This window comes from Bradyrhizobium sp. JR4.3, assembly GCF_040547695.1.
Lineage (GTDB): Bacteria > Pseudomonadota > Alphaproteobacteria > Rhizobiales > Xanthobacteraceae > Bradyrhizobium > Bradyrhizobium canariense.
This window is the reverse complement of the sequence record NZ_JBEPQF010000009.1, coordinates 180,545-200,454: the sequence shown is the minus strand read 5'-3', so window position 1 is coordinate 200,454 and position 19,910 is coordinate 180,545. Positions and strand designations below refer to the sequence as shown.

Genomic DNA, 19,910 nt, shown 5'->3' with positions numbered 1-19,910 from the left:
CCCTCTTGCCGTCTGGCACCGCGGTCAGGCTGCCATCTCCTCCTTCGCGGCCTGTGGCGTATTTCGGAAGCTGATTGCCATGCGATTGTACGCGTTCATCAGGCCGATCGCGATGGTGAGATCGACGAGTTCGCGCTCCTGGAAGACGGCGCGGGCAGCCTCGTAAGCTTGATCCGGGATGCCGGTTTCAGCCACAAGGGTCACCGTTTCGGCCCATGCGAGGGCGGCACGCTCCCGCTCGTCGAAGAGATGACCGCCTTCCGCCCAGGTCTGCACCAGCGCGATCTTTTCGATCTTCTGTCCGCTCTTCAGCAGATCGCGCGTGTGCATGTCGAGGCAGTAGGCGCAGCCGTTGATCTGCGAAATGCGCAGATAGACCAGAGTGACGAGCGTGGCAGGAAGATTGCTCTGCATGACATAGCCGTAGACGCCGCCGAGCGCTTTCATCCCTGCGGGTGCGATGCGGTCGTAATCGAGACGCTTGGCCATTTTCATACTCCATGATCGGTTCTGTTCGGCGGCGGTCGCCGGATACATTCCTTGCCCGATAAATGTCCTCGCACTGGTCTACAAAAAAGCACCAAGAATGGACAAAAATCGTGTACCACGAAGGCATGGTCAAACCGCTGCGGCTGGAGCTCGATCGATCTGCGAAGACGCCATTGGCGGAACAAATCCGCAGAGGTATCGGAGCTGCCATCGAGAGCGGCGTGCTGTCGCCGGGAGCTCGTCTGCCGTCCTGGCAGGATTTGGCGGCTCAGCTGGGTGTCGCGCGCGGCACCGTGCGTTCGGCTTACGAAAAGCTCTCCTCCGCGCAATTGATCGTCGCGTCGCGCGCGACCGGAACGCATGTTGCGGATCGGCCCGCCTTTCCCCCTCGGCAGGAAGCAGCTCCCCACCCCGGCTCGTTCATGGAGATGTACCAGGAGCTCACTGCGGGACCGGCCGTTTTCCAGATGGGTGTGCCCGCTCACGAGACCTTTCCTGCCAAGCTGTTCGCGAGGATGCGCATACGGGCGGTGCGCGCGGAGACGAGCGCACCGGCTATCTACCGGGATCCCCGCGGCGAGCTGGAATTGAGGCGCGACATCGCTGCGTATCTGGCGCTGGCGAGGGGGATCGAATGTGCACCGTCGCAGATCATCATCACCGGCGGCTTCAGCAGCGGGCTCGGACTGGCACTCCGGGTTCTCTGCCTCGAGCAGAAAAAGGTCTGGATGGAGGACCCGGGCTTCCCCTTCACACGGCACGGGCTTGAGCTTGCAAGGTTGTCGATCACGCCGATTCCGGTTGACGCGGACGGCATCGACGTCGGTTACGGCCTGAAACACGCACCTGATGCTGCATTGGTCGTCGTGACCCCGGGACAGCAGGCACCGCTTGGCTCCACATTGTCGCTGGCCAGACGTTCACGCCTTCTCGACTGGGCCGCCCATGAGCGGGTGTGGGTGATCGAGGACGACTATCTGAGCGAGCTTCAGCTGAGGGGCCGGGCCACACCGGCGCTCGCCTCTCTCGATCGTTTCGGGCGCGTCATTCACATCGGGTCTTTCAGCAAGACCCTGACTCCTGCCTTGCGGCTGGGCTTCGTCGTTGCACCCGCCTCTCTGGCTTCCCGTTTTGCCGGGGTTGCGGCATGCCTCGCTCCGGCGCCCGGGCCCTCCGTACAACTCGCAACCGCCGAATTCATCCGCGACGGCCACTATCTACGGCATCTTCGACGCACGAAGCGGGCCTATGCCGCGCAAGGCGATGCGCTGCTGAAATATTTGAAGGCACGTGCCAAGGACATTGCGAAGGACGTTGCGATCGCCGGATTGGCCGCGGTCCTGAGACTGCCGGACGGAACCTCCGACGTCGCGATCGCGCGGGAAGCGGCATCGTTTGGATTGGCGCCCACGCCGCTGTCGCTATGGCATGCGTCTGCGGCCTCGGCGCGATCCGGCCTGTTGCTGGGCGTCGCCACATCTCCCCACAAGAGGATCGAGGCATCCTGCGACCGGCTGCTTCAGATCATCGACCGTCATACATGACGAACTCGGACCCTGTGCTTCCGCAATCTAAACCGGCGTGTAGATCACGAGCTTCAGCGCCGGATCGTCATTGGCCTGAAAGCTGGTGTGCTCGAACCGGAGCACGCCCTTGGTCGGATGGTTCATGGTCTTGAGGCCCGCGGCAGTGCTGCGGATCTCGTGCGCTTCCCACCATTTGACGAATTCCGGACTGCCCTGGCGCAGCCGCGTCAACAAGTCCGTAAAGGCGGGATCGCCGGCCCAGACGTCGTGAGTGGCGCGAAACATCGCGACCATGCTCTTGGCGACGTCGGCCCAGCCGGCACCGTAAAATTTTCGCGTCTGCTTGTTCGTCAGCACCAGCAGCAGCGTGTTGCGGTCCTGCTCGGGCAATTGTCCGAACCCGAAGATCTCCTCGGCGGCGTCGTTCCAGGCCAGCACGTCCCAGCGCCGCCCCGTGACGTAGGCCGGCTGCGCCAGGCTCTCGATCATCCGCCGAACGGGCGGCGGCACGATCTCGCGCGTGAACGCGCGCTTGTCGCCGTCGCGCGCCAGCGCCTTGAGATGGGCGTGCTCGGTCTTGCTGAGGCGCAAGGCGCGGGCAAGCGCGTCGACGGTGGTGACTGAGGGGCTGACGGTGCGGCCCTGTTCGAGCCGGATGTACCAGTCGACGCCGATGCCGGCGAGCTGCGCGACCTCCTCGCGGCGCAGGCCCGCGGTGCGGCGTCGCCGGCCGGCGGGAAGCCCGACCGTCTTCGGCGACAGATTTTCGCGGCGGGAGCGGAGGAAGTCGCCGAATTCGACGCGGCGTGGGTCGGCCATGGTGACGTGCCTCGATGGAGGACTAGGGGAATACTAGGATAATACCAGGCCTTCCCGGGCCTGGAAAGGCGGCGCATATGGGCTTCACTCCACTTTGAGGTGAGATCATGAAAGCTGCCGTATTGAAGTCATTTGGATCGCCGCTTGCGATTGAGGAAGCCGCGGACCCTGTGCTCGGCACGGGCGAGGTCATCGTGGACGTCATCGCAACGCGGGTGCTGTCCTACATGAACGAGGTCTTCAGCGGGGCGCGCAACTATGCGCTCGAGCTGCCGATCATCCCCGGGCCCGGCGGCATCGGCCGGGTGCGCGCCGTCGGCCCGGACGCGACGAAGCTCAGCGTTGGCGACTGGGTGTTCTGCGATCCGACGGTGCGCTCGCGCGACGGCGCCACAGAGCCCGACATTGCCCTGCAAGGACTCACCGCCCCCGGTGCCGGCGCCATGCGCCTGCAACGGCATTTTCGCCACGGCTCGTTCGCCGAGCAGATGCGGGTGCCGACGGAGAACGTGAAACGGCTCGGCACGATCACGCCGGAGGACGCCACGCGATGGTGCGCGCTGGGGACGCTGCTGGTGCCCTATGGCGGCTTCCTTGCCGCCAATCTTCAGCCGGGCGAGACCGTGCTGGTGAGCGGGGCCACCGGCAATTTCGGCAGCGCGGCCGTCTCGGTCGCGCTCGCAATGGGCGCGGCCTGCGTGGTCGCGCCCGGCCGCAACGACAAGGTCTTGGCCGACCTCGTCCGCCGCTTCGGCGATCGCGTCAGGCCGGTCAGTCTCTCCGGCAACGAGGACGACGACCGCGAGCGCATGAAGCGCGCGGCACCCGGTCCGATCGACTGCGTGCTTGATATCATGCCGCCCTCGGTGAGCACCAATGTGGTGCGCGCGGCGATCATGACGGTGCGCGCTTACGGCCGCGTCGTGCTGATGGGCGGCGTCGGCATGGCGGGCGGCGCCGGCCTCGAGCTGCCCTACCCCTGGATCATGCGAAACTGCATCAGCATCCACGGCGTCTGGATGTACCCGCCGGATGCGGCAAGCCGCCTGATCGCGCTGGTGCGCGCGGGACTGCTCAGGCTGGAGGAGTACGAGGCCACAGCCTTCGATCTCGATCATGCCAATGAGGCGGTGGACCATGCCGCCGCCAATGGCGGACCGTTCAAATTGACGGTGATCCGGCCTTGAACGGCTCCAGGAGAGCCATTTTTTTCGTCAATCCGGCCAAGCACTTGGCTACTGTGCATGGGGTTGTTTTCGCGGTTTTTACTCGAGCTCGACCACCTGGCCGTTCGACAGCGACACGCGGCGGTCCATGCGGCCGGCGAGCTCCATGTTGTGGGTCGCGATCAGCATGGAGACCTTGGTCGCCTTGACGAGCTGCATCAGGGCCTGGAAGACGTGGTCCGCGGTGTGCGGATCGAGATTGCCGGTCGGCTCGTCCGCGAACAGCACCCGCGGCGCATTGGCCACGGCGCGCGCGATCGCGACGCGCTGCTGCTCGCCGCCCGACAGCTCGGCCGGGCGGTGCGTGATGCGCTCGCCGAGGCCGAGATAGCCCAGGATCTCCTTGGCGCGCTTGACGCTCTCGGACTTCTTGAGACCGCGGATCATCTGCGGCATCATCACATTTTCGAGCGCCGAGAACTCCGGCAGCAGCCGGTGCGACTGGTAGACGAAGCCGATGTCGGTACGGCGAAGCTGGGTGCGCTCGATGTCGGGCAGTTGCGAGGTCGGCGCGCCATTGACGTAGACCTCGCCGGAGTCCGGCGCTTCCAACAGTCCCGCAATGTGCAGCAGCGTCGACTTGCCCGAGCCGGACGGCGCCACCAGCGCGACGGACTGGCCCGCCCACAGCGCGAGCTTGGCGCCGTCGAGGATCGTCAGCGGCACCTCGCCCTGCAAGTACTGTCGCTTTATCTCGTGGAGATAAATGACCGGTACATCTTCCGCCCCCTGGCTCTCCATCAGCCCCTCACTCGTACCGCAGCGCTTCGACGGGATCGAGGCGCGCGGCGCGCCAGGACGGATACAGCGTCGCCAGGAACGACAGCGTCAGCGCCATGATGACGACGGCCGAGGTCTCGCCGATGTCGATCTCGGCGGGCAGCTTCGACAGGAAATACAGCTCTGGCGAAAATAGCTCGGTGCTGGTCAGCCAGGACAGGAATTGCCTGATCGATTCGATGTTCAGGCAGATCACCAGCCCGACGATGAAGCCGACCATCGTACCGACCACGCCGATCGAGGCGCCCGTGATCAGGAAGATGCGCATGATCGAGCCTTGCGAAGCCCCCATCGTGCGCAGGATCGCGATGTCGCTGCCCTTGTCCTTCACCAGCATGATCAGGCCGGAGACGATGTTGAGCGCCGCGACCAGCACGATCATGGTGAGGATCAGGAACATCACGTTGCGCTCGACCTGGAGCGCGTTGAAGAAGGTCGAGTTGCGCTGGCGCCAGTCCACCAGGAACACCGGCCGGCCCGCCGCCTCCGTCACGGCCTGGCGGAACGCGACGATCTGATCCGGATTGGTGGTGAAGACCTCGATCGAGGTGACGTCGTTGCTGCGGTTGAAATAGGCCTGCGCCTCCGCGAGCGGCATGAACACGAAGCCGAGATCATACTCGGACATGCCGATCTCGAACACCGCCGCGATCTTGTACGGTTTTATGCGCGGTGTCGTGCCCATCGGGGTGACCGCGCCCTTCGGCGCCACCAGCGTGATGCTGTCGCCGGCGTGCAGCGACAATTGGTCGGCGAGGCGCCGGCCGATCGCGACCCCCTGCCCGTCATCAAAGCCCTCGAGCGAACCCTGCTTGATGTTCTTGGCGATCGAGGTGAGGTTGTTGAGGTCGTCGGAGCGGATGCCGCGCACCAGCACGCCGGAGGCGTTCCACGGCGATGACGCCAGCGCCTGGCCATCCACCACGGGCGCTGCGAGCCGGATGCCCTGGACCTGGCTGAGGCGGTCGGCGACGTCCTTCCAGTCGGTCAGCGGCGACTCCAGCGGCTGGACCAGGATGTGGCCGTTGAGCCCGAGGATCTTGTCGAGCAGCTCCTTGCGGAAGCCGTTCATGACGGCCATGACGATGATCAGCGTCGCCACGCCCAGCATGATACCGAGGAAGGAGAACCCGGCGATGACCGAGATGAATCCCTCCTTGCGGCGCGCCCGTAAGTAGCGCGCCGACAGCATCCACTCGAATGGCGCAAAAGGCGCAGTTTGAACGGTTTCGGTCATGGTCTCATCCATCGCTCGATAGTCCCATGATTCGGGGTCAAATGTGGCCGGATTGGCGGCCGCAATCTGGGGCGATGAACAATATTCAGCCGACCAGCCTTATCAGCCCACAAGTCTTGCGACCACGTCCGCAGGCGACATGGTCTCACGGGCGCCGTCACTTCGCCGCTTGAGCTCGACCTTGCCGTCGGCGAGCCCTTTCGGCCCGATCATGATCTGCCAGGGAATGCCGATCAGGTCGGCGGCGGCGAATTTGGCTCCGGCGCGCTGGTCGGTGTCGTCGTAGAGCACGTCGACGCCCTTGGCGGACAGCTCCGCATAGAGCTTCTCGCAGGCCGCATCGACCGCCGCATCGCCCTGCTTGAGGTTGAGAATCGACACGCGGAACGGGGCAACGGCCTCCGGCCATTTAATGCCGGCATCGTCATGGCAAGCCTCGATGATGGCACCGAGCAGGCGCGAGACGCCGACGCCGTAGGAGCCGCCGTGGATCGGCACGTCGACCCCGTCGGGGCCCGCAACCAGCGCCTTCATCGCGTCGGAATATTTCGTGCCGAAATAGAAGATCTGCCCGACCTCGATACCGCGGGTGTTCACCCGCTTGTCCGCGGGCACTTCCTGCTCGAAGCGCGCCGCGTCGTGAACGTCTTCCGTCGCCGCATAGACCGAGGTCCATTGCTTGATGATCGGCGTCAAATCGCTCTCGTAGTCGACGTCCTCGCCCGGCACCGGCAGGTCCAGCACGTCGCGATTAATGAACACGCCGGATTCGCCGGTTTCGGCCAGCACGATGAACTCGTGGCTGAGATCGCCGCCGATCGGGCCGGTCTCGGCGCGCATCGGGATCGCCTTCAGCCCCATCCGCGCGAAGGTGCGCAAATACGCCACGAACATCTTGTTGTAGGCGACGCGCGCCGCGGCCTCGTTGAGGTCGAACGAATAGGCATCCTTCATCAGGAACTCGCGGCCGCGCATCACGCCAAAGCGGGGACGCTGCTCGTCGCGGAATTTCCACTGAATATGATAGAGATTCAGCGGCAGGCTCTTGTAGGACTTCACATAGGCGCGGAAGATCTCGGTGATCATTTCCTCGTTGGTCGGCCCGTATAGCAGCTCACGCTTGTGCCGGTCGGCGATGCGCAGCATCTCGGGGCCATAGGCATCGTAGCGGCCGCTCTCGCGCCAGAGGTCGGCAAGCTGCAGCGTCGGCATCAACAGCTCAAGCGCGCCGGAGCGGTCCTGCTCCTCGCGTACGATCTGCTCGATCTTCTTCAAGACGCGGAAGCCGAGCGGCAGCCAGGCATAGATGCCGGCGGCCTCCTGCCGGATCATGCCGGCACGCAGCATCAGCCGATGCGAGACGATCTCCGCCTCTTTCGGATTTTCCTTCAGGATGGGCAGAAAGAACCGCGACAACCGCATGGCAATACTCGAGGAATCAGTGATGGCTTGCAGTGAAACCGGATTGGGAGCCAAAACACAAGACCGGGAATGAGGAAAACCCGCTAACACAGCGGAATTCCTGTCATTTTTCCGTCGACTTCAGATTCGAGGTGATGTGCCGAAGAGCCCGATTCAGGGCGCCGCCACCTCGAGCTCGTCCTCCAGCGTGATCTTCTCGAAATCGGTCACCAGCGCGTCGATCCGCACATGCCAGCGGCCGGCAAAGGGCAGTTCGACCTTGCGCACGTGCCAGTAGCGGTCCGGCCCGAGCGAGGCGTTCCGCTCCATCGGCTCGATGCCGCGTTCGGGCAGGCTCAGCGTCAGCGTCACCTCCTTGGCCTCAAGCACCGCCCCCTCGCCGGTCATGAGCTGCAGCACGAAATCGTCGACACCCGCCTTACCCGGCGCGACCAGGACCTGGAACATTGCCCTGTCTGTATGGATGTGGATCGCCAGCGGCGTCTCTGGAACGATCGTCCGCGGCGGCGGCGTGAAGCGCCAGCCGGCGACGACGGCGAAGATGCCGAGCGCGATGGCGCATTCGAGCACGATCGAGCGCTTCAGGCTCTGCGCGGCCTTGTGATCCCCCGCCAGAGCCGGAGTCAGGCGAAAGCGGTTGAGCGCGGCAAGCGCCAGCAGCAAGAGGACCAGCGCAAGCTTGATCGAGAGGATTAATCCATAGCGGGTCTCGACCAAAGCAGACGGCTTCTCAAGCTGGACGATGGCGAGCGCGAGGCCGGTCAATGCCAGAACGCCAACGGCCAGCGCGGCGATGCGAGCAAAGCGGTTCACGACGGGCAATGCCGCGGCCGATGTCTTTGACAACAGGGCGACCAGCGGCGCGAGGGCCCCAATCCAGAAGGCCACACCGAGACCATGGAGAAAGATTGCCAGCCGGGTCAACAGTTCGGGCGGTGCCGTAGCGGCGTGCCCAGTCATGGCCAGCGACAAGCCGACGCCGACGAAGGCAATGATCGCCAGAGTGCGCGCGCACCACGCGTTGCCTAGCGCCAGCAACGCGAACAGCGTGGCAGCGATGGCCACGAGCGAGGCCGGGCCCGCGCTGGTCCCGGATGCGACTTTCCAGGGAGCCATCGTCGCGAGAGCGGATAGCGGTAGGCCGAGGAGATCCAGCCCCAACACGCCAATGGACACCACCGCGCTCGTGAGGCCTATGGCGAGCGCCACGCGCGGAACGGTCATGCCGGTCATCGACCACGCAACCCAGCGCGCAAAGAACACGCCGCCGACGCCGACGAACAGGCCAAGATAGAGACCGACCCGCGCCAGCCAAATCAGCACGTTCAATCCGCCATCGGCGTTTGCGGGAGGTTGCGTCCCCGTCGGCGTGCCGATCGAGAAGATCACCGATCCCGCGACGGGATGGCCGTCCTGCGAAATGACGCGATAGCTGACGACGGCCGTGCCCTGCGGCAGGTCCGCCGGCATCGCGACCGAGATGGTCTCGCCCGATGCGTTGACGCGCACATCATCCCGCGCCCTGCCCGCGCCGTCGATCAGCCGGATCGCGCCCGGCGTCACTGTCTCGTTGAAGCGCAACTCCACCGCCTTTGGCGCGCTCGCGAGCATGCTGCCGCTCGCCGGCTCGACCGCGACCAGCGCCGCGTGCGCCGAGACGCCGGTTGCGAAGCCGACGACGAGGAGCAGCGTCGCGAGCGCGGCGAGCAGGCGCATCAGGGTTTCGGCAGGAGTTTCACGCCAGGTGCCGGCGATTTGTTTTCGCGCGAATGCCCGGCCCCCTCCGCTGGAATCTCGATCCAGCGGCTGACGCCGGTCTCGCATTCCTGGACGACGGGGAAGTATAGGATCGTGTTCGGCTTGAGCGTGTCGGTCAGGGCCGTGTGCATGACGAACTCGTCATAGTTCTTGTCCGGCAGCTTGCCGCCGGACCAAGTCACCTCCTTGACGCCGGAGGAGAGCCTGTTGCCGTGATAATCGTATTCGCCGGCGTATTTGCCCTCGACCACGTCAACACTCCAGCCCGCCTTCGGCATCGGTTTCACCGCGATCACGCCTTCCGGGATCTGCACCCGGATTTTCACCGTGGGCGAGCCCGCGCAGCCGTGCGGGACGGCGAAGACGGCCTTGTAGGAAGCACCGACCGTGGCCTGCTTGCCTTCGAGGAAGACGTGCGCGGTCGCTGGCGTTGCCGCAAAGACGCTCAGAACAATCAGCCAGGTTCGCTTCGACATGTTGGGTCTCCCGACGGTCCAGATCATGCTCGTCACATCTTCATTCCCGAATGATCAGGCATTTTCTTCATCATGTGCCCACTGTCGCCGGGCGCCTGCGCGCCGACGCCCTGGACGTCGAGGGAGACGGCGACCTTGCCGGCCTTCTCGAACTGAAGCGTCACCGGCACCTTGTCGCCCTGCTTGAAGGGGCCCTTCAGCTCCTGGAGCATCAGGTGGTAGCCGCCGGGGGCGAACTTCACCGTCTTGCCGGGTTCGATCACGAGGCCCTTGTCGAGCAGACGCATCTTCATCACGCCATTGTCCATCGCCATCTCGTGGACCTCAGCCTTCCCCGCGATATCGGCGGAAACGCCGACCAGCTTGTCGGCCACTGTGCCCTTGTTCTCGATGGTCAGATAGCCGCCGGCCACCTTGGCTCCGCCTGGTGTCGCTCGGCTCCACGCCTGCGAGATGACGAGATCGCCGGCCTTGACCTCGTCGGCCTGCGCGACGGCATAGCCGGTCAGCAACAGTGAAATTGCAAGGAGAGCTCGTCCGATATTCTTCATGTTGATTGCCTCTTTCTCGATTGATCGGGCCGAGAACGGCCCTGCATTCTTCCACGACGACCTTCCGCCGCCGTCAGCATCGGCATTCGGAACGCCAGCCTGCCGCGGAGCCGAACATAGACTCGAGTGCCATTTGCACGTCACCATCGACACCTCATTCCAGCATACACTGCTCTTCCCGTGCCCGGCTCAAACAATGCTGACGTCGCCGTCGCTCGATCGATGATGCTGGCGCTGGCTATGTAGGTCTTGTTCGTGAGATTGCGCCCCTCGATGTAGGCAGACATCGGGCCGCCATTGTCGAAGCCGGCTTTCAATCCCAGCAGGGCATAAGGCTCTGTCGTCAGCGTGTTCATGCTGTCGACGAAGTAGGCCTGTGGCACCCATTCGACGTTGGGTCCAACATAGAAACCGGTAGGGTGCTTGTAGAGAAGCTCCGCGCGCAAATAGTGAGTTGGGGCTCCCGGCAATCGATTGTTTCCGAAGGTCGGATCTTTGTCGAAGCGGAAGTCGTTGAAGGAATAGGCGACATTCAGCCAGATCTTGTCCGGCGCCGGGCCATTGACGAAGATGTCACGAAAGATTGCTGCGCCCGCGCCGGCCTCGATGCCTTGATGGATGGTGCGGTCGGCATTGGTCACATTGCAATTGCCGAAAGCACTATAGAGGCATTGCAATTCGTCGCGAATGTTGGCCCGGTAGGCCGTCAGTTCCCAGGCGTAATCAGGTCGCTTCATGCGAGTCCCGATTTCGTACGTGGTCGCAATCTGCGGGCGGATGCTGGTGAACGGGATCGTCGGAATGCCAGGACCAATCGCGCTTTCGCCGAAGCTCGGCACCTCGGCACTCCGCGAGACATTGGCGAAGGCCTGCCAGGCCGGATCGATTTGCCACAACAGACCGCTTTTCGGCGACCAGAGATTAAAGCGCGTTGCCCCCGATTGATTCCCATCGCTGAGGAAACGATCCTGCCGATTGCGGGTCGCGTACAGAAATTGCGTGCCGCCGATCACTGCAAGATTTGGAAGGACGTAGAAGCTGTCTTCGACATAGGCGGAAGTATTCTCCGACCGATCGATCGAGGAAGAAAGCAGAGCGCCCTTCTGCCCGCCAACGTTGGCGAACTGCTGGTTGTCGATGCTGCCGTTTAGCACATAGACGCCCGCGACCAACCTGTTGCGGAAGCCGCCAATGGTGCGGTCATCCGTGATCTTCGCGAATCCCCCATAGTCCTTGTAACGGTAGTCCAGCCACTGAAAAATCGGATGCATCAAATGGCGATCGACGCCAAAGGCGCCGAATTCGACTTTGGTGTCATCGAAACGAACGGTGGTTTTGTTGGCGAGCCTGACAGTATCGATATTGCGCTGCTGATCCATCGCAACATTCGCGGGTGCAGCAGCTTCCGGATCGGTCAAAGCGGATGTCTTGGTCACGGTACCCGGGATTCGCTGCCGCACTTCGTTGGCATTGAGGTAGAACCGGGTCTCGACATCCGGTGAGAACTGATACCCAACATTACCGCTCAAACGGTTGCTCGAGCCAAAACTGTGATCGCGAAATCCGTCTGCGGCCTGCGTGGAAGCGGTAACGAAACCGTCCCACGGCCCGTTGACGCCTCCTGCGTTCGCCTGAAGTCGTTTGTAGCCGAATCCTCCGACGTCGAAGGACACACCATTCGGAAACGAGTCGCGGCCGGTCGGGGTCACGAAATTGATCGCGCCTCCCAGCGAATTGGCGCCAAACTGAAGCGCGTTGCCGCCCTTGAAGACTTCGACATATTTGTAGGCGCTCGGATCGATCTCCTGGAAATCGCCATAACCATCCGCGGTGTTGATCGGAATGCCGTCCATATAGAGCTGCACGCCGCGCAGATGAAAATTGCGCGACAGGCCGGACCCGCGAATCGAAAGGCGGGTGTCGTCGCCCCATTTGGGCTGGGCGTACACGCCGGGCACGTAATCCAGAACATCCTTGATCGTGTTGGACGGCGTCGAGTTCCTGTACGCCTCGGCCGACACGAGCGCCACGCCGCCCGGAGTATGGTCAATTTCCGCCAGCGCTTGTTGCGCCGTCAGAACCGTCAGGGCACCCGGAGCCCCGGCACTCTGTTCGCTCGCGGTTTGCTGCGGCGATGGGGTCGTTCGCGGGCTTCGCGTGACGCGCGCCGATCGCGCCGTATTGCGTGGCGGGCGGACCGCCGACGCGCGCTTCTGCTGAGGCGCCTCTACAGTGATTGGCGGCAGCACTGCGCTGCTGCTTTGGGCAAAGGCTCCGCTCGACGATGCAAGCAGCGCGGCCTGAATGGCAACGACGCTCACGCCACGGCGGGCATGACAACATAACATGAGGCATTCCTGACGCCGGGCTTTCTCTCCGGCCATTCGACAGCATCAATCGCCTGCGGCGAACCGCGGCGATCACGAGAGTCGTCAGGAAAATTGAGGCGGCGCGCGCGCCTGGGCGTTTGTGCCTTTATAGGCCGCGCCGGCGAATGCCTCCGCCGCGTGCCACACCACGCGCTCGGCATGGCGGAAGGGAACGGAGAGCGCGGCGTGCGGCGGCGAATCGAGCGACGCGCCCACCTGCGCCAGGCAACAGAGGGCGCATGCACCGGCATGTGCGACCGGCGTACCCGCCGGATCGTTCAGGCCGCCCTGCTCGCTCGCGCTGTGGCAGATGACGGCTGCAGAAAGCGGATCGGCCACGGCCTGGCCGGCCGCCAGACAGGCGGCAATCGGCGCCAGCACCTGCATCACCAGGGCGAGCAGGACCAGAGGTAGGAATTTTTGCAGCCGTCCGCGCATCCACCGAACCATTCGTTCGTCTACTAACTAAACACCGCGCGGATGGCCGAGTCGAGCCCGGTTCCGCCGCTCTCTTGGTCCAGCGCAAATTTCCCAGAAACTGTGGTCCGACCGCCCGCGGAAGGGAACCTCCGCCATTTGAGGCAGTCGCACACCCTGGCCCATCCATAGATTTCTTATATTTGTCATATGCTTACGAGCTCGAATGCCCGATCATTTCGTTAATTGCTCGAATTTTGAACATTCGTTGCCGAAAATGATGACAAGTGAGAAAAGTTGATCTAGCATCCTCTTGCTCAGGCTGGCCGCGAGGTCGAAGTCTGGTGGTCCAAGTCTCGGGAGGAGCCCCTGACGCGCAAAATGCAGCGTCGCCCCGCCAATCAAGATCAAATCTTAGAATCGGGGATAATAGGGTCGACACAATTTTCGAGCGGGGCTAGGGCCCCGCTCTTTTTTTGTCTGAATGGCCACGGCGCCGATGAACCTGTCTCCCAATCCGATCGAACAGAGCTTTGAACTTGCAGCCTCGCGCTGCACTGATCTCACGCCACACGTCTATCAGCGGCTGTTCGAACAGCATTCCGAAACGCGGGCGATGTTCCGCACGCAAGGCAGCGAACTCGTGATGGGATCGATGCTGGCTCTCACGATCGATGCGATTCTCGACTTCGCCGGTGATCGCCGTGGGCATTTCCGGCTGATCGCGTGCGAGGTCGCCTCGCACGATGGCTACGGCACGCCGCGCGAGCTGTTCACTGCCTTCTTCGCCGTCGTCAGGGACACGCTGCGCGATCTTCTCGGCGATGAATGGTCGTCGGACATCGCGCAGGCCTGGGACCGACTGCTCATCGAGATCGACGCGTTCGCCGGCGCCCCGGCCTGACGCTTTGCGCTGCACCAACGCGTCTCGCGGCGATCCCGCCGTTGATTGCGGATTGAGTGGCGCCAACTCTTGTGAGACACTTTCGGACATCGGTCGCGCAATCAATGACGCGTCGAAAATAGAATTGTATGGGAGCGAGCGATGTCCGGGACGAAAGATTTCTCGACGACGAGGCGCGATCTTCTTCAGGCGGCAGCAACCGCCGGCGCCGCGACTGCCATCCTCGGCAGCATGGGCATAAACCCCGCCCTCGCAGCCGAAGTCGGACGCAGCGAGAAGCCGCTGAAGGCGGCGTTCTCCAACGCGGGCCTCCAGGCGACCTGGTGCGCGCAGGGCAAGCAGGCGGCGGAATTCTGGGGCAAGCTGTTCAATGTCGAAGTCACCTGGTTCGACGGCCAGCTCGATGCCGTGAAGCAGCGCGCGGCGATCGACAACATGGCGTCGCAGAAATGGGACTTCGTCGCGATCCAGGCTTTTGGCATCGGCACCCTCACCCAGCCGGTGCAGAAGATGATCGACGCCGGCACGCCCGTGATCGACATGGACACGTTGATCGCGCCGCTCGACCAGATCAACGTCCACTCCTTCCTCGCCCCTGACAACGAGTTCATGGGCGCCTCCGTGACGCAGGCGCTGTGCAACGCCATGGGCGGCAAGGGCAAGATCATCATGACGCAAGGAGCCCTCGGCCACACCGGCGCGCAGGGCCGCGCCAAGGGCTTCAACAACGTCGTGAAGCAATTCCCCGGCATTGAGGTGCTGGACACGCAGCCGGCCGACTGGGATGTGTCGAAGACCGCACGTCTTTGGGAAACCTACCTGACGAAGTACCCGCAGATCGACGCGGCGTTCTTCCACAATGACGACATGGCGCTCGCCGCCGCCAATATCATGAAGGCGCGGGGCCGCACCAACATCCTGATCGGCGGCGTGGACGCGATGCCGCCGGCGATCCAGGCGGTCAGCGAAGGCCGCATGTTCGCCACCGTCCGCAATCCGTCCTGCCGCATCCATGGCGGCGCCATTATCGCGGGCGTCTCCGCCGTAGTCGGCGGCGAAAAGAGCGGACAGGGCATTCCGAAGAACGTCGTTACCGACGGACCGGTCGTCACCAAGACCAACGCCGCCGGGATGCAGTGGATGCAGGATCATTTCCTGATCTGAGTCTCCATGCGAGAGGATCGTTCGCCCATCCTGGAACTGCAGGGCATCACGAAGAGCTTCGGCGGCGTCGAGGCGCTTCGTGGTGTTGACTTCGCGCTCTCACCCGGCGAGATCCACGGTCTCGTCGGCGAGAACGGCGCGGGAAAAAGCACGCTGATGAAGATCATCGCCGGCGTGCACACAGAATTCTCCGGCCGCTTCCTGATCGACGGACAGGAGACGCATTTCCGCTCGGCCCGCGACGCGCACAGCGCCGGCATCGCCATGGTGCACCAGGAGCTGTCGGTCGCGCCCGACCTCACGGTCGCGGAGAACGTGTTTCTGGGCAACCAGCCGACCAACCGGCTCGGCCTGGTGCAATGGCGGCGGATGGCGCGCGAGGCCGGCGAGCAGCTCGCCCGCTTCGGCATCGATGTCGATCCGATGAGCAGGCTGGGTGACTTACCGATCGGGCTCCAGCAGCTGATCGAGATCGCCCGCGTGCTGTTCTCCGGCGCACGCATCGTCATCCTGGACGAGCCGACCTCCGCCCTCTCCCCACCCGAGGTCGAGCGACTGTTCGCGACGCTGCGGCGCCTGCGCGAGGAAGGCACGGCGATCGTCTTCATCTCGCATTTCATCGAGGACATCTTGCGCGTGTCCGACACGGTGACTGTGTTCCGCAACGGGCGGAAGGTCGCGGAGACCGCAAGTGCGGCGACCAGCAAGGGCGCGCTGATCGAGGCCATGATCGGTCGCGGCGGCGAAGCGCTCGAGCACAGCTACAGCGACGATCTGATGCTGCCGCAGCCGAGCGACAGCTCGGTGGTCCTGAAGGTCAACCAATTGTCGCTGGCCCGCAGCCTGAAGGACATCTCCTTCGAGGCGCGCGCCGGCGAAGTGCTCGGCATCTACGGCTTCATGGGCTGTGGCCAGCAGGAATTATCCCGCATCCTGTTCGGCAAGCTGAAGCCGGACGGCGGCACGCTCGCGGTCGAGGGCAAGCCCAAGACTTTCGCGAGCACGGCAGCGGCGCGGCGCGCCGGCGTGGCGCTGGTGCCGGAGAGCCGGCGGGCGATGCTGTTTCACCAGGAGCCGGTCTACAAGAACATCTCGATCAGCATCCTCGATCGCATCTCGGCGTTGCTGCTGAAGCCGGCGCAGGAGCGCGACATCGCAAAGCGCCAGGTCGAGCAGCTCCAGATCAGACCGCCGGTGGTCGGCCTCGATCTCGGCATGCTCTCCGGCGGCAATCAGCAGAAAGTCGCGCTGGCGAAATGGCTGACCTATCCGCCCAAACTCCTGGTGCTGTGCGAGCCCACCCGCGGCATGGATGTCGGCGCCAAGAACGACGTCATCAACATCGTCCGCGATCTCCGCGCCAAAGGGCTTGCGATCATCGTGCTGTCGACCGAGCCGGAAACGGTGCTGTCGCTGGCTGACCGCATCCTCGTGCTCAAGCGCGGCGCATTGGTGCGGGAGTTCACGAACGAGCCGGTCAGCAAGGACCGCCTGCTGGAAGCGGCATGACGGAGAAGCATCATGGCGAGCAGTGACACGGCTTTGGCGGCGGGGCAGCGGGCGCGCGGGTTTGCGCCGTTCCTGCGCTCGCAGATGCGCAACATCGCCCCGTTCCTGACGCTGATTTTTCTGTCCGGCTTCTTTGCACTGGCCAGCCCCTCCTTCGCGACGCTGGACAATCTCGGCAACATCCTGACGCAGGTGTCGGTCACGGGAATCATCGCCGTCGGCCTCACCTTCGTGATCCTCTGCGCCGAGATCGACCTCTCGATCGCCAGCATCGCCAACGTCACGGGCATCGCGGTCGCCTACTTCACGCTCCAGGAATCCTACGTCAACATTCCCAACATTCCCCTGCCCGGCGCCGCGGCAATCCTGCTGGCCATTTTGCTCTGCGCAGCTCTCGGCCTCGTCAATGCGCTGGGACTGACCGTGATCGGCATTCCCTCCTTCATCATGACGCTGGCGATGATGCAGATCGCGGCCGGCATCTCGGCGCTGCTGGTGCGCGGCCAGATCGCCTACAAGGTGCCCGGCGTGATTACCACGCTCGGCTCCGGCTCGATCGGCGGCATCCCATGGATCGTCATCGTCGCCGCGATCATGCTGCTTGGCGGCCATCTGGTGCTGACCTACACGCGCTTCGGCCGCTACGTCTACATGGTCGGCGGCAACCGCGAGGCGGCCGAATATTCCGGCCTCAACGTCAAGCTCATCCTCGGCGCGGTGATGGTCATTTCGGCGGTGTGCTCCGGGATCGGCGGCATGCTCGGCGTCGCTCATTTCGGCAGCGCGCAGCAGAACGAGTTCGACACCTATCTGCTCGACTCCATCGCCGCCGTGGTCGTCGGCGGCACCAGCCTGTTCGGCGGCCGCGGCGGCATCGGCAACACCATCGTCGGTCTGTTCGTTCTCGGTGTTCTCAACAACGGCCTCGACCACGTCAACATCGACAGCTTCCTGAAGATCCTGATCCGTGGCCTGATCCTGCTGGCAGCGCTGGTGATCAATGTCTATGCGCAGCGGCTGAGGGAAAAGGCGGTGGAGTAGCCGCCCCTCAAAACCAAAAGCGCGAAAACAACCCCATGCACAGTAGAGACTGTGAGGGACTTCAACGACTTACAAAAACCCGAAATTGTGTAGCAGCGACCGTGGCGGCGTTTGACTCGTCGGGCAAAACAGGAGCATGATGTCATCGTGGCGGTGTGCGCAGGTCGGCTCCGGACAGCGCCCCAACCTCCGTCATTGCGAGCGCAGCGAAGCAATCCAGACTGCCGCCGCGGAAAGATTCTGGATTGCTTCGCTGCGCTCGCAATGACGACGTGACCGCAGGGGCAATCCAGCCTCACCTTCGATCGCGGAGCATGAGACCGCGGCCTAGCTCTCGGCCTACTCATCCGACCCAAGCCGCGAGAACCGGAAATTGCAGTGGCTCGCACCGCCCGCGAGCGTCTGTGTCCTCTCCAGGCGGATGCCTCGCGCTGCGTAGGCGACGAAATCGAGCCCGCAAATATTCGGCAGGATGTCCTTGTCGCCATGGCGCGCCGCGAGCTTGCAGAATCCGCAAGCCTTATAGTTGATGCCGAACTCAAAACTGTCACCCGTATCCGGCTCGACGAAATCGTAGACGAAATCTTCCGGGAACTCGGCCTGATGGCTTTCAGTCGCGCTTCTTGCCGCCTGCTCGCGAAGCAGGGCCTGGTTCTCCGGCGACATGAACTGACGCCCCGAAGCGAGACGTTCCGATTCCGACACAGTCAGCAATTGCGCCTTGTAGGTTTCCCGCTCGATTTCGCCGATCACAGGCACCGGCACGCCGTGGCGCCGCAGCACCCGGCTGATCGCCGTGAAGCCCATCAGACGCATGAAGAAATCGCTCATGCGGCTCGCCGCGCCGCCGACATAGGGCATCTGGGTGAGCACGATTTCGAATTCGTCCATCACCTCCCGCCTGATGCCGTCGATCTCCGAAAGCTGCGCGCGCTCGCGCAACATCGCTTCGGCCAGGTCGAGCCGCTCGCGCATGGCGGCCTCCATTGCACCGCGATGCGCCTCGTAGAAGGGGTGGATGATCTCAGCCATGGGACACCTGATATGATTGGCTCATTGCAAAGTCGGCCGGTTTCACTCGGCGGCGATCGCCTCGATCTCCAGCAGCCATTTGCTGTCGACGGTCTCGACAATCACGACCGTCAACGCGGGCTGGTGTTCGCCCAGCATCGCGCGACGAATGGAGCGGTTGGTCACGAGTTGAGCGCGGTCGGTCAGGAACGTGGTGACCTTGACCAGATGCGCGACGCCAAGGCCCGCGGCGGCGAGCACCTCGATCAAATTGCGCCAGGCCTGCTCGCACTGCGCCTCAAAACCGTCAGGGACGGTGCCGTCGGATCTCTGGGGCACCTGGCCGCTGATGAACAACAGGCGGCGATGCTGCGTCAGTTCAAGTCCCATGCAGTAGCCGCCGGCGGGAGCCTGGACCGTTGCGGGATTGTGGCTGACGATGTGAGCTGGGGACATAGGATTTCTCCGGATTGCAGGTCGACCGTATCCGGCGCCGTCACCGCTTCGCAAAGCATCATCGCTGCGGCTCAGCGCAAGAAAATCTATTGCAAGGCCACAGCCCATCAGTGTCAAAATGGAGACCGATGACCTACATCCTTCCCCCACTCAACGCGCTCCGCGCGTTCGAAGCCGCCGCCCGGCATCTCAGCTTCAAGCTGGCCGCGCACGAGCTACACGTGACGCCCGCCGCCGTGGGGCAGCAGGTGAAGGCGCTGGAGGCGCGCCTCGGCGTGCAGCTGTTCGAGCGGCTGCACAAGCAGCTCATCCTCACCGTCGCCGGTCAGGCCTATCTGCCCGGGGTCTCCGAAGGCTTTCGCCACATTGCGGATGCGACCTCACAATTGAGGCCGGCAGGTGCGGTGCTGCTGCAATTGGGCATCCATGGCAGCTTCGACCTCCGCCGCCTCGATCTCGCGGCGTTTCGCAGCACGCATGCGGAGATCGGCTTACGGGTGCTGCATCCGGCCGGCCTGCACGAATTGGTCGAAGGCAAGGTCGACCTGCTGATCGCTCGCGGCCTCGGCCACCATCCGGGCTATCGCTGCGACCGGGTCGATGAGGGATCGGGTCTGGGTGATTGGCTCGTTGCGCCTGAAGGCACCGCGGACTGCCCGGAGGTCGTCAGTTTTCGCGCGTGGCTGCGTGCCCTGCCCGTCGGGAAGGCGCTCGCAAATCCCCGCCCTCGTCTGGTCGGCGTCAGACGATAGGCT

At 63.7% G+C, this 19,910-nt stretch carries 19 protein-coding genes; 7 read left to right on the top strand and 12 right to left on the bottom strand.

All coding sequences use genetic code 11. From position 1 onward, the window contains the following. Window positions 1-24 precede the first annotated feature (24 nt). Window positions 25-489: a carboxymuconolactone decarboxylase family protein gene (locus ABIB91_RS17355; protein WP_007603613.1), complete on the bottom strand. Its 465-nt coding sequence runs from the start codon at window positions 487-489 to the stop codon at window positions 25-27. Window positions 490-614: 125 nt separating this feature from the next. On the opposite strand from ABIB91_RS17355, the gene pdxR reads away from it, so the two are divergent. Continuing rightward, complete coding sequence (gene pdxR, locus ABIB91_RS17350) at window positions 615-2,033, top strand: MocR-like pyridoxine biosynthesis transcription factor PdxR (protein ID WP_354164323.1); 1,419 nt, start codon at window positions 615-617, stop codon at window positions 2,031-2,033. Window positions 2,034-2,060: 27 nt separating this feature from the next. Here the strand turns inward: pdxR and ABIB91_RS17345 are convergent, their stop codons facing one another. Further along, window positions 2,061-2,834: a helix-turn-helix transcriptional regulator gene (locus ABIB91_RS17345; RefSeq protein WP_354164165.1), complete on the bottom strand. Its 774-nt coding sequence runs from the start codon at window positions 2,832-2,834 to the stop codon at window positions 2,061-2,063. Between the two features lie 107 nt (window positions 2,835-2,941). Here ABIB91_RS17345 and ABIB91_RS17340 point away from each other — a divergent pair, with 107 nt between their 5' ends. Then, window positions 2,942-4,021, top strand: a complete 1,080-nt coding sequence (locus ABIB91_RS17340) for a zinc-binding dehydrogenase (RefSeq protein WP_354164163.1) — start codon at window positions 2,942-2,944, stop codon at window positions 4,019-4,021. Window positions 4,022-4,099: 78 nt separating this feature from the next. On the opposite strand, the gene ABIB91_RS17335 is transcribed toward ABIB91_RS17340, so the two are convergent. The 8 genes from ABIB91_RS17335 to ABIB91_RS17300 form a co-directional block, all read right to left on the bottom strand. Beyond that, window positions 4,100-4,801: an ABC transporter ATP-binding protein gene (locus tag ABIB91_RS17335; protein WP_354164161.1), complete on the bottom strand. Its 702-nt coding sequence runs from the start codon at window positions 4,799-4,801 to the stop codon at window positions 4,100-4,102. A gap of 7 nt (window positions 4,802-4,808) precedes the next feature. Beyond that, window positions 4,809-6,089, bottom strand: a complete 1,281-nt coding sequence (locus tag ABIB91_RS17330) for a lipoprotein-releasing ABC transporter permease subunit (RefSeq protein ID WP_007603606.1) — start codon at window positions 6,087-6,089, stop codon at window positions 4,809-4,811. Between the two features lie 90 nt (window positions 6,090-6,179). After that, window positions 6,180-7,499 (bottom strand): proline--tRNA ligase, encoded by a 1,320-nt coding sequence (gene proS / locus ABIB91_RS17325; protein WP_007603605.1) that lies wholly within the window; start codon window positions 7,497-7,499, stop codon window positions 6,180-6,182. 153 nt (window positions 7,500-7,652) lie between these two features. Further along, window positions 7,653-9,215 carry a copper resistance CopC/CopD family protein gene (locus ABIB91_RS17320; RefSeq protein ID WP_354164158.1) on the bottom strand — a complete coding sequence of 521 codons (1,563 nt, stop codon included), beginning with the start codon at window positions 9,213-9,215 and terminating at the stop codon, window positions 7,653-7,655. Further along, window positions 9,215-9,733 carry a YcnI family copper-binding membrane protein gene (locus ABIB91_RS17315; RefSeq protein ID WP_354164156.1) on the bottom strand — a complete coding sequence of 173 codons (519 nt, stop codon included), beginning with the start codon at window positions 9,731-9,733 and terminating at the stop codon, window positions 9,215-9,217. The genes ABIB91_RS17320 and ABIB91_RS17315 overlap by 1 nt, the downstream gene beginning before the upstream one ends. 32 nt (window positions 9,734-9,765) lie before the next feature. After that, the gene (locus ABIB91_RS17310; RefSeq protein WP_354164154.1) at window positions 9,766-10,284 is read right to left on the bottom strand and encodes a copper chaperone PCu(A)C; all 519 of its coding nucleotides are present in this window, start codon (window positions 10,282-10,284) and stop codon (window positions 9,766-9,768) included. A 140-nt stretch (window positions 10,285-10,424) separates the two neighbouring features. Next, window positions 10,425-12,632 (bottom strand): TonB-dependent receptor family protein, encoded by a 2,208-nt coding sequence (locus ABIB91_RS17305; protein ID WP_354164320.1) that lies wholly within the window; start codon window positions 12,630-12,632, stop codon window positions 10,425-10,427. Between the two features lie 84 nt (window positions 12,633-12,716). Continuing rightward, window positions 12,717-13,091, bottom strand: a complete 375-nt coding sequence (locus tag ABIB91_RS17300) for a DUF2946 family protein (RefSeq protein WP_354164152.1) — start codon at window positions 13,089-13,091, stop codon at window positions 12,717-12,719. A 478-nt stretch (window positions 13,092-13,569) separates the two neighbouring features. On the opposite strand from ABIB91_RS17300, the gene ABIB91_RS17295 reads away from it, so the two are divergent. The 4 genes from ABIB91_RS17295 to ABIB91_RS17280 all read left to right on the top strand — a co-directional run bounded on the left by ABIB91_RS17295 (window position 13,570) and on the right by ABIB91_RS17280 (window position 17,688). Beyond that, a complete protein-coding gene (locus tag ABIB91_RS17295) occupies window positions 13,570-13,974 on the top strand; it encodes a globin (protein WP_354164150.1) in 405 nt (134 codons plus the stop codon). 141 nt (window positions 13,975-14,115) lie between these two features. Next, a complete protein-coding gene (locus ABIB91_RS17290; RefSeq protein ID WP_354164148.1) occupies window positions 14,116-15,138 on the top strand; it encodes a sugar ABC transporter substrate-binding protein in 1,023 nt (340 codons plus the stop codon). Window positions 15,139-15,144: 6 nt separating this feature from the next. After that, window positions 15,145-16,647, top strand: coding sequence for a sugar ABC transporter ATP-binding protein (locus tag ABIB91_RS17285; protein ID WP_007603595.1), 1,503 nt, complete (start codon window positions 15,145-15,147; stop codon window positions 16,645-16,647). Window positions 16,648-16,659: 12 nt separating this feature from the next. Then, window positions 16,660-17,688 (top strand): ABC transporter permease, encoded by a 1,029-nt coding sequence (locus ABIB91_RS17280; RefSeq protein WP_354164145.1) that lies wholly within the window; start codon window positions 16,660-16,662, stop codon window positions 17,686-17,688. A 339-nt stretch (window positions 17,689-18,027) separates the two neighbouring features. On the opposite strand, the gene ABIB91_RS17275 is transcribed toward ABIB91_RS17280, so the two are convergent. Both ABIB91_RS17275 and ABIB91_RS17270 read right to left on the bottom strand, forming a co-directional pair. Beyond that, window positions 18,028-18,720 (bottom strand): L-2-amino-thiazoline-4-carboxylic acid hydrolase, encoded by a 693-nt coding sequence (locus ABIB91_RS17275; protein ID WP_354164143.1) that lies wholly within the window; start codon window positions 18,718-18,720, stop codon window positions 18,028-18,030. Between the two features lie 42 nt (window positions 18,721-18,762). Further along, the gene (locus tag ABIB91_RS17270; RefSeq protein WP_354164141.1) at window positions 18,763-19,155 is read right to left on the bottom strand and encodes a RidA family protein; all 393 of its coding nucleotides are present in this window, start codon (window positions 19,153-19,155) and stop codon (window positions 18,763-18,765) included. 128 nt (window positions 19,156-19,283) lie between these two features. On the opposite strand from ABIB91_RS17270, the gene ABIB91_RS17265 reads away from it, so the two are divergent. Continuing rightward, window positions 19,284-19,907 (top strand): LysR family transcriptional regulator, encoded by a 624-nt coding sequence (locus ABIB91_RS17265; protein ID WP_354164139.1) that lies wholly within the window; start codon window positions 19,284-19,286, stop codon window positions 19,905-19,907. Window positions 19,908-19,910: the final 3 nt, after the last annotated feature.

What these genes read in the sequence shown, in the direction of transcription:
- ABIB91_RS17355 (WP_007603613.1), bottom strand. Translation starts at nt 489, where the DNA reads ATGGCCAAGCGTCTCGATTACGACCGCATCGCACCCGCAGGGATGAAA.
- pdxR (WP_354164323.1), top strand. Translation starts at nt 615, where the DNA reads ATGGTCAAACCGCTGCGGCTGGAGCTCGATCGATCTGCGAAGACGCCA.
- ABIB91_RS17345 (WP_354164165.1), bottom strand. Translation starts at nt 2,834, where the DNA reads ATGGCCGACCCACGCCGCGTCGAATTCGGCGACTTCCTCCGCTCCCGC.
- ABIB91_RS17340 (WP_354164163.1), top strand. Translation starts at nt 2,942, where the DNA reads ATGAAAGCTGCCGTATTGAAGTCATTTGGATCGCCGCTTGCGATTGAG.
- ABIB91_RS17335 (WP_354164161.1), bottom strand. Translation starts at nt 4,801, where the DNA reads ATGGAGAGCCAGGGGGCGGAAGATGTACCGGTCATTTATCTCCACGAG.
- ABIB91_RS17330 (WP_007603606.1), bottom strand. Translation starts at nt 6,089, where the DNA reads ATGGATGAGACCATGACCGAAACCGTTCAAACTGCGCCTTTTGCGCCA.
- proS (WP_007603605.1), bottom strand. Translation starts at nt 7,499, where the DNA reads ATGCGGTTGTCGCGGTTCTTTCTGCCCATCCTGAAGGAAAATCCGAAA.
- ABIB91_RS17320 (WP_354164158.1), bottom strand. Translation starts at nt 9,215, where the DNA reads ATGCGCCTGCTCGCCGCGCTCGCGACGCTGCTCCTCGTCGTCGGCTTC.
- ABIB91_RS17315 (WP_354164156.1), bottom strand. Translation starts at nt 9,733, where the DNA reads ATGTCGAAGCGAACCTGGCTGATTGTTCTGAGCGTCTTTGCGGCAACG.
- ABIB91_RS17310 (WP_354164154.1), bottom strand. Translation starts at nt 10,284, where the DNA reads ATGAAGAATATCGGACGAGCTCTCCTTGCAATTTCACTGTTGCTGACC.
- ABIB91_RS17305 (WP_354164320.1), bottom strand. Translation starts at nt 12,632, where the DNA reads ATGTTATGTTGTCATGCCCGCCGTGGCGTGAGCGTCGTTGCCATTCAG.
- ABIB91_RS17300 (WP_354164152.1), bottom strand. Translation starts at nt 13,091, where the DNA reads ATGCGCGGACGGCTGCAAAAATTCCTACCTCTGGTCCTGCTCGCCCTG.
- ABIB91_RS17295 (WP_354164150.1), top strand. Translation starts at nt 13,570, where the DNA reads ATGAACCTGTCTCCCAATCCGATCGAACAGAGCTTTGAACTTGCAGCC.
- ABIB91_RS17290 (WP_354164148.1), top strand. Translation starts at nt 14,116, where the DNA reads ATGTCCGGGACGAAAGATTTCTCGACGACGAGGCGCGATCTTCTTCAG.
- ABIB91_RS17285 (WP_007603595.1), top strand. Translation starts at nt 15,145, where the DNA reads ATGCGAGAGGATCGTTCGCCCATCCTGGAACTGCAGGGCATCACGAAG.
- ABIB91_RS17280 (WP_354164145.1), top strand. Translation starts at nt 16,660, where the DNA reads ATGGCGAGCAGTGACACGGCTTTGGCGGCGGGGCAGCGGGCGCGCGGG.
- ABIB91_RS17275 (WP_354164143.1), bottom strand. Translation starts at nt 18,720, where the DNA reads ATGGCTGAGATCATCCACCCCTTCTACGAGGCGCATCGCGGTGCAATG.
- ABIB91_RS17270 (WP_354164141.1), bottom strand. Translation starts at nt 19,155, where the DNA reads ATGTCCCCAGCTCACATCGTCAGCCACAATCCCGCAACGGTCCAGGCT.
- ABIB91_RS17265 (WP_354164139.1), top strand. Translation starts at nt 19,284, where the DNA reads ATGACCTACATCCTTCCCCCACTCAACGCGCTCCGCGCGTTCGAAGCC.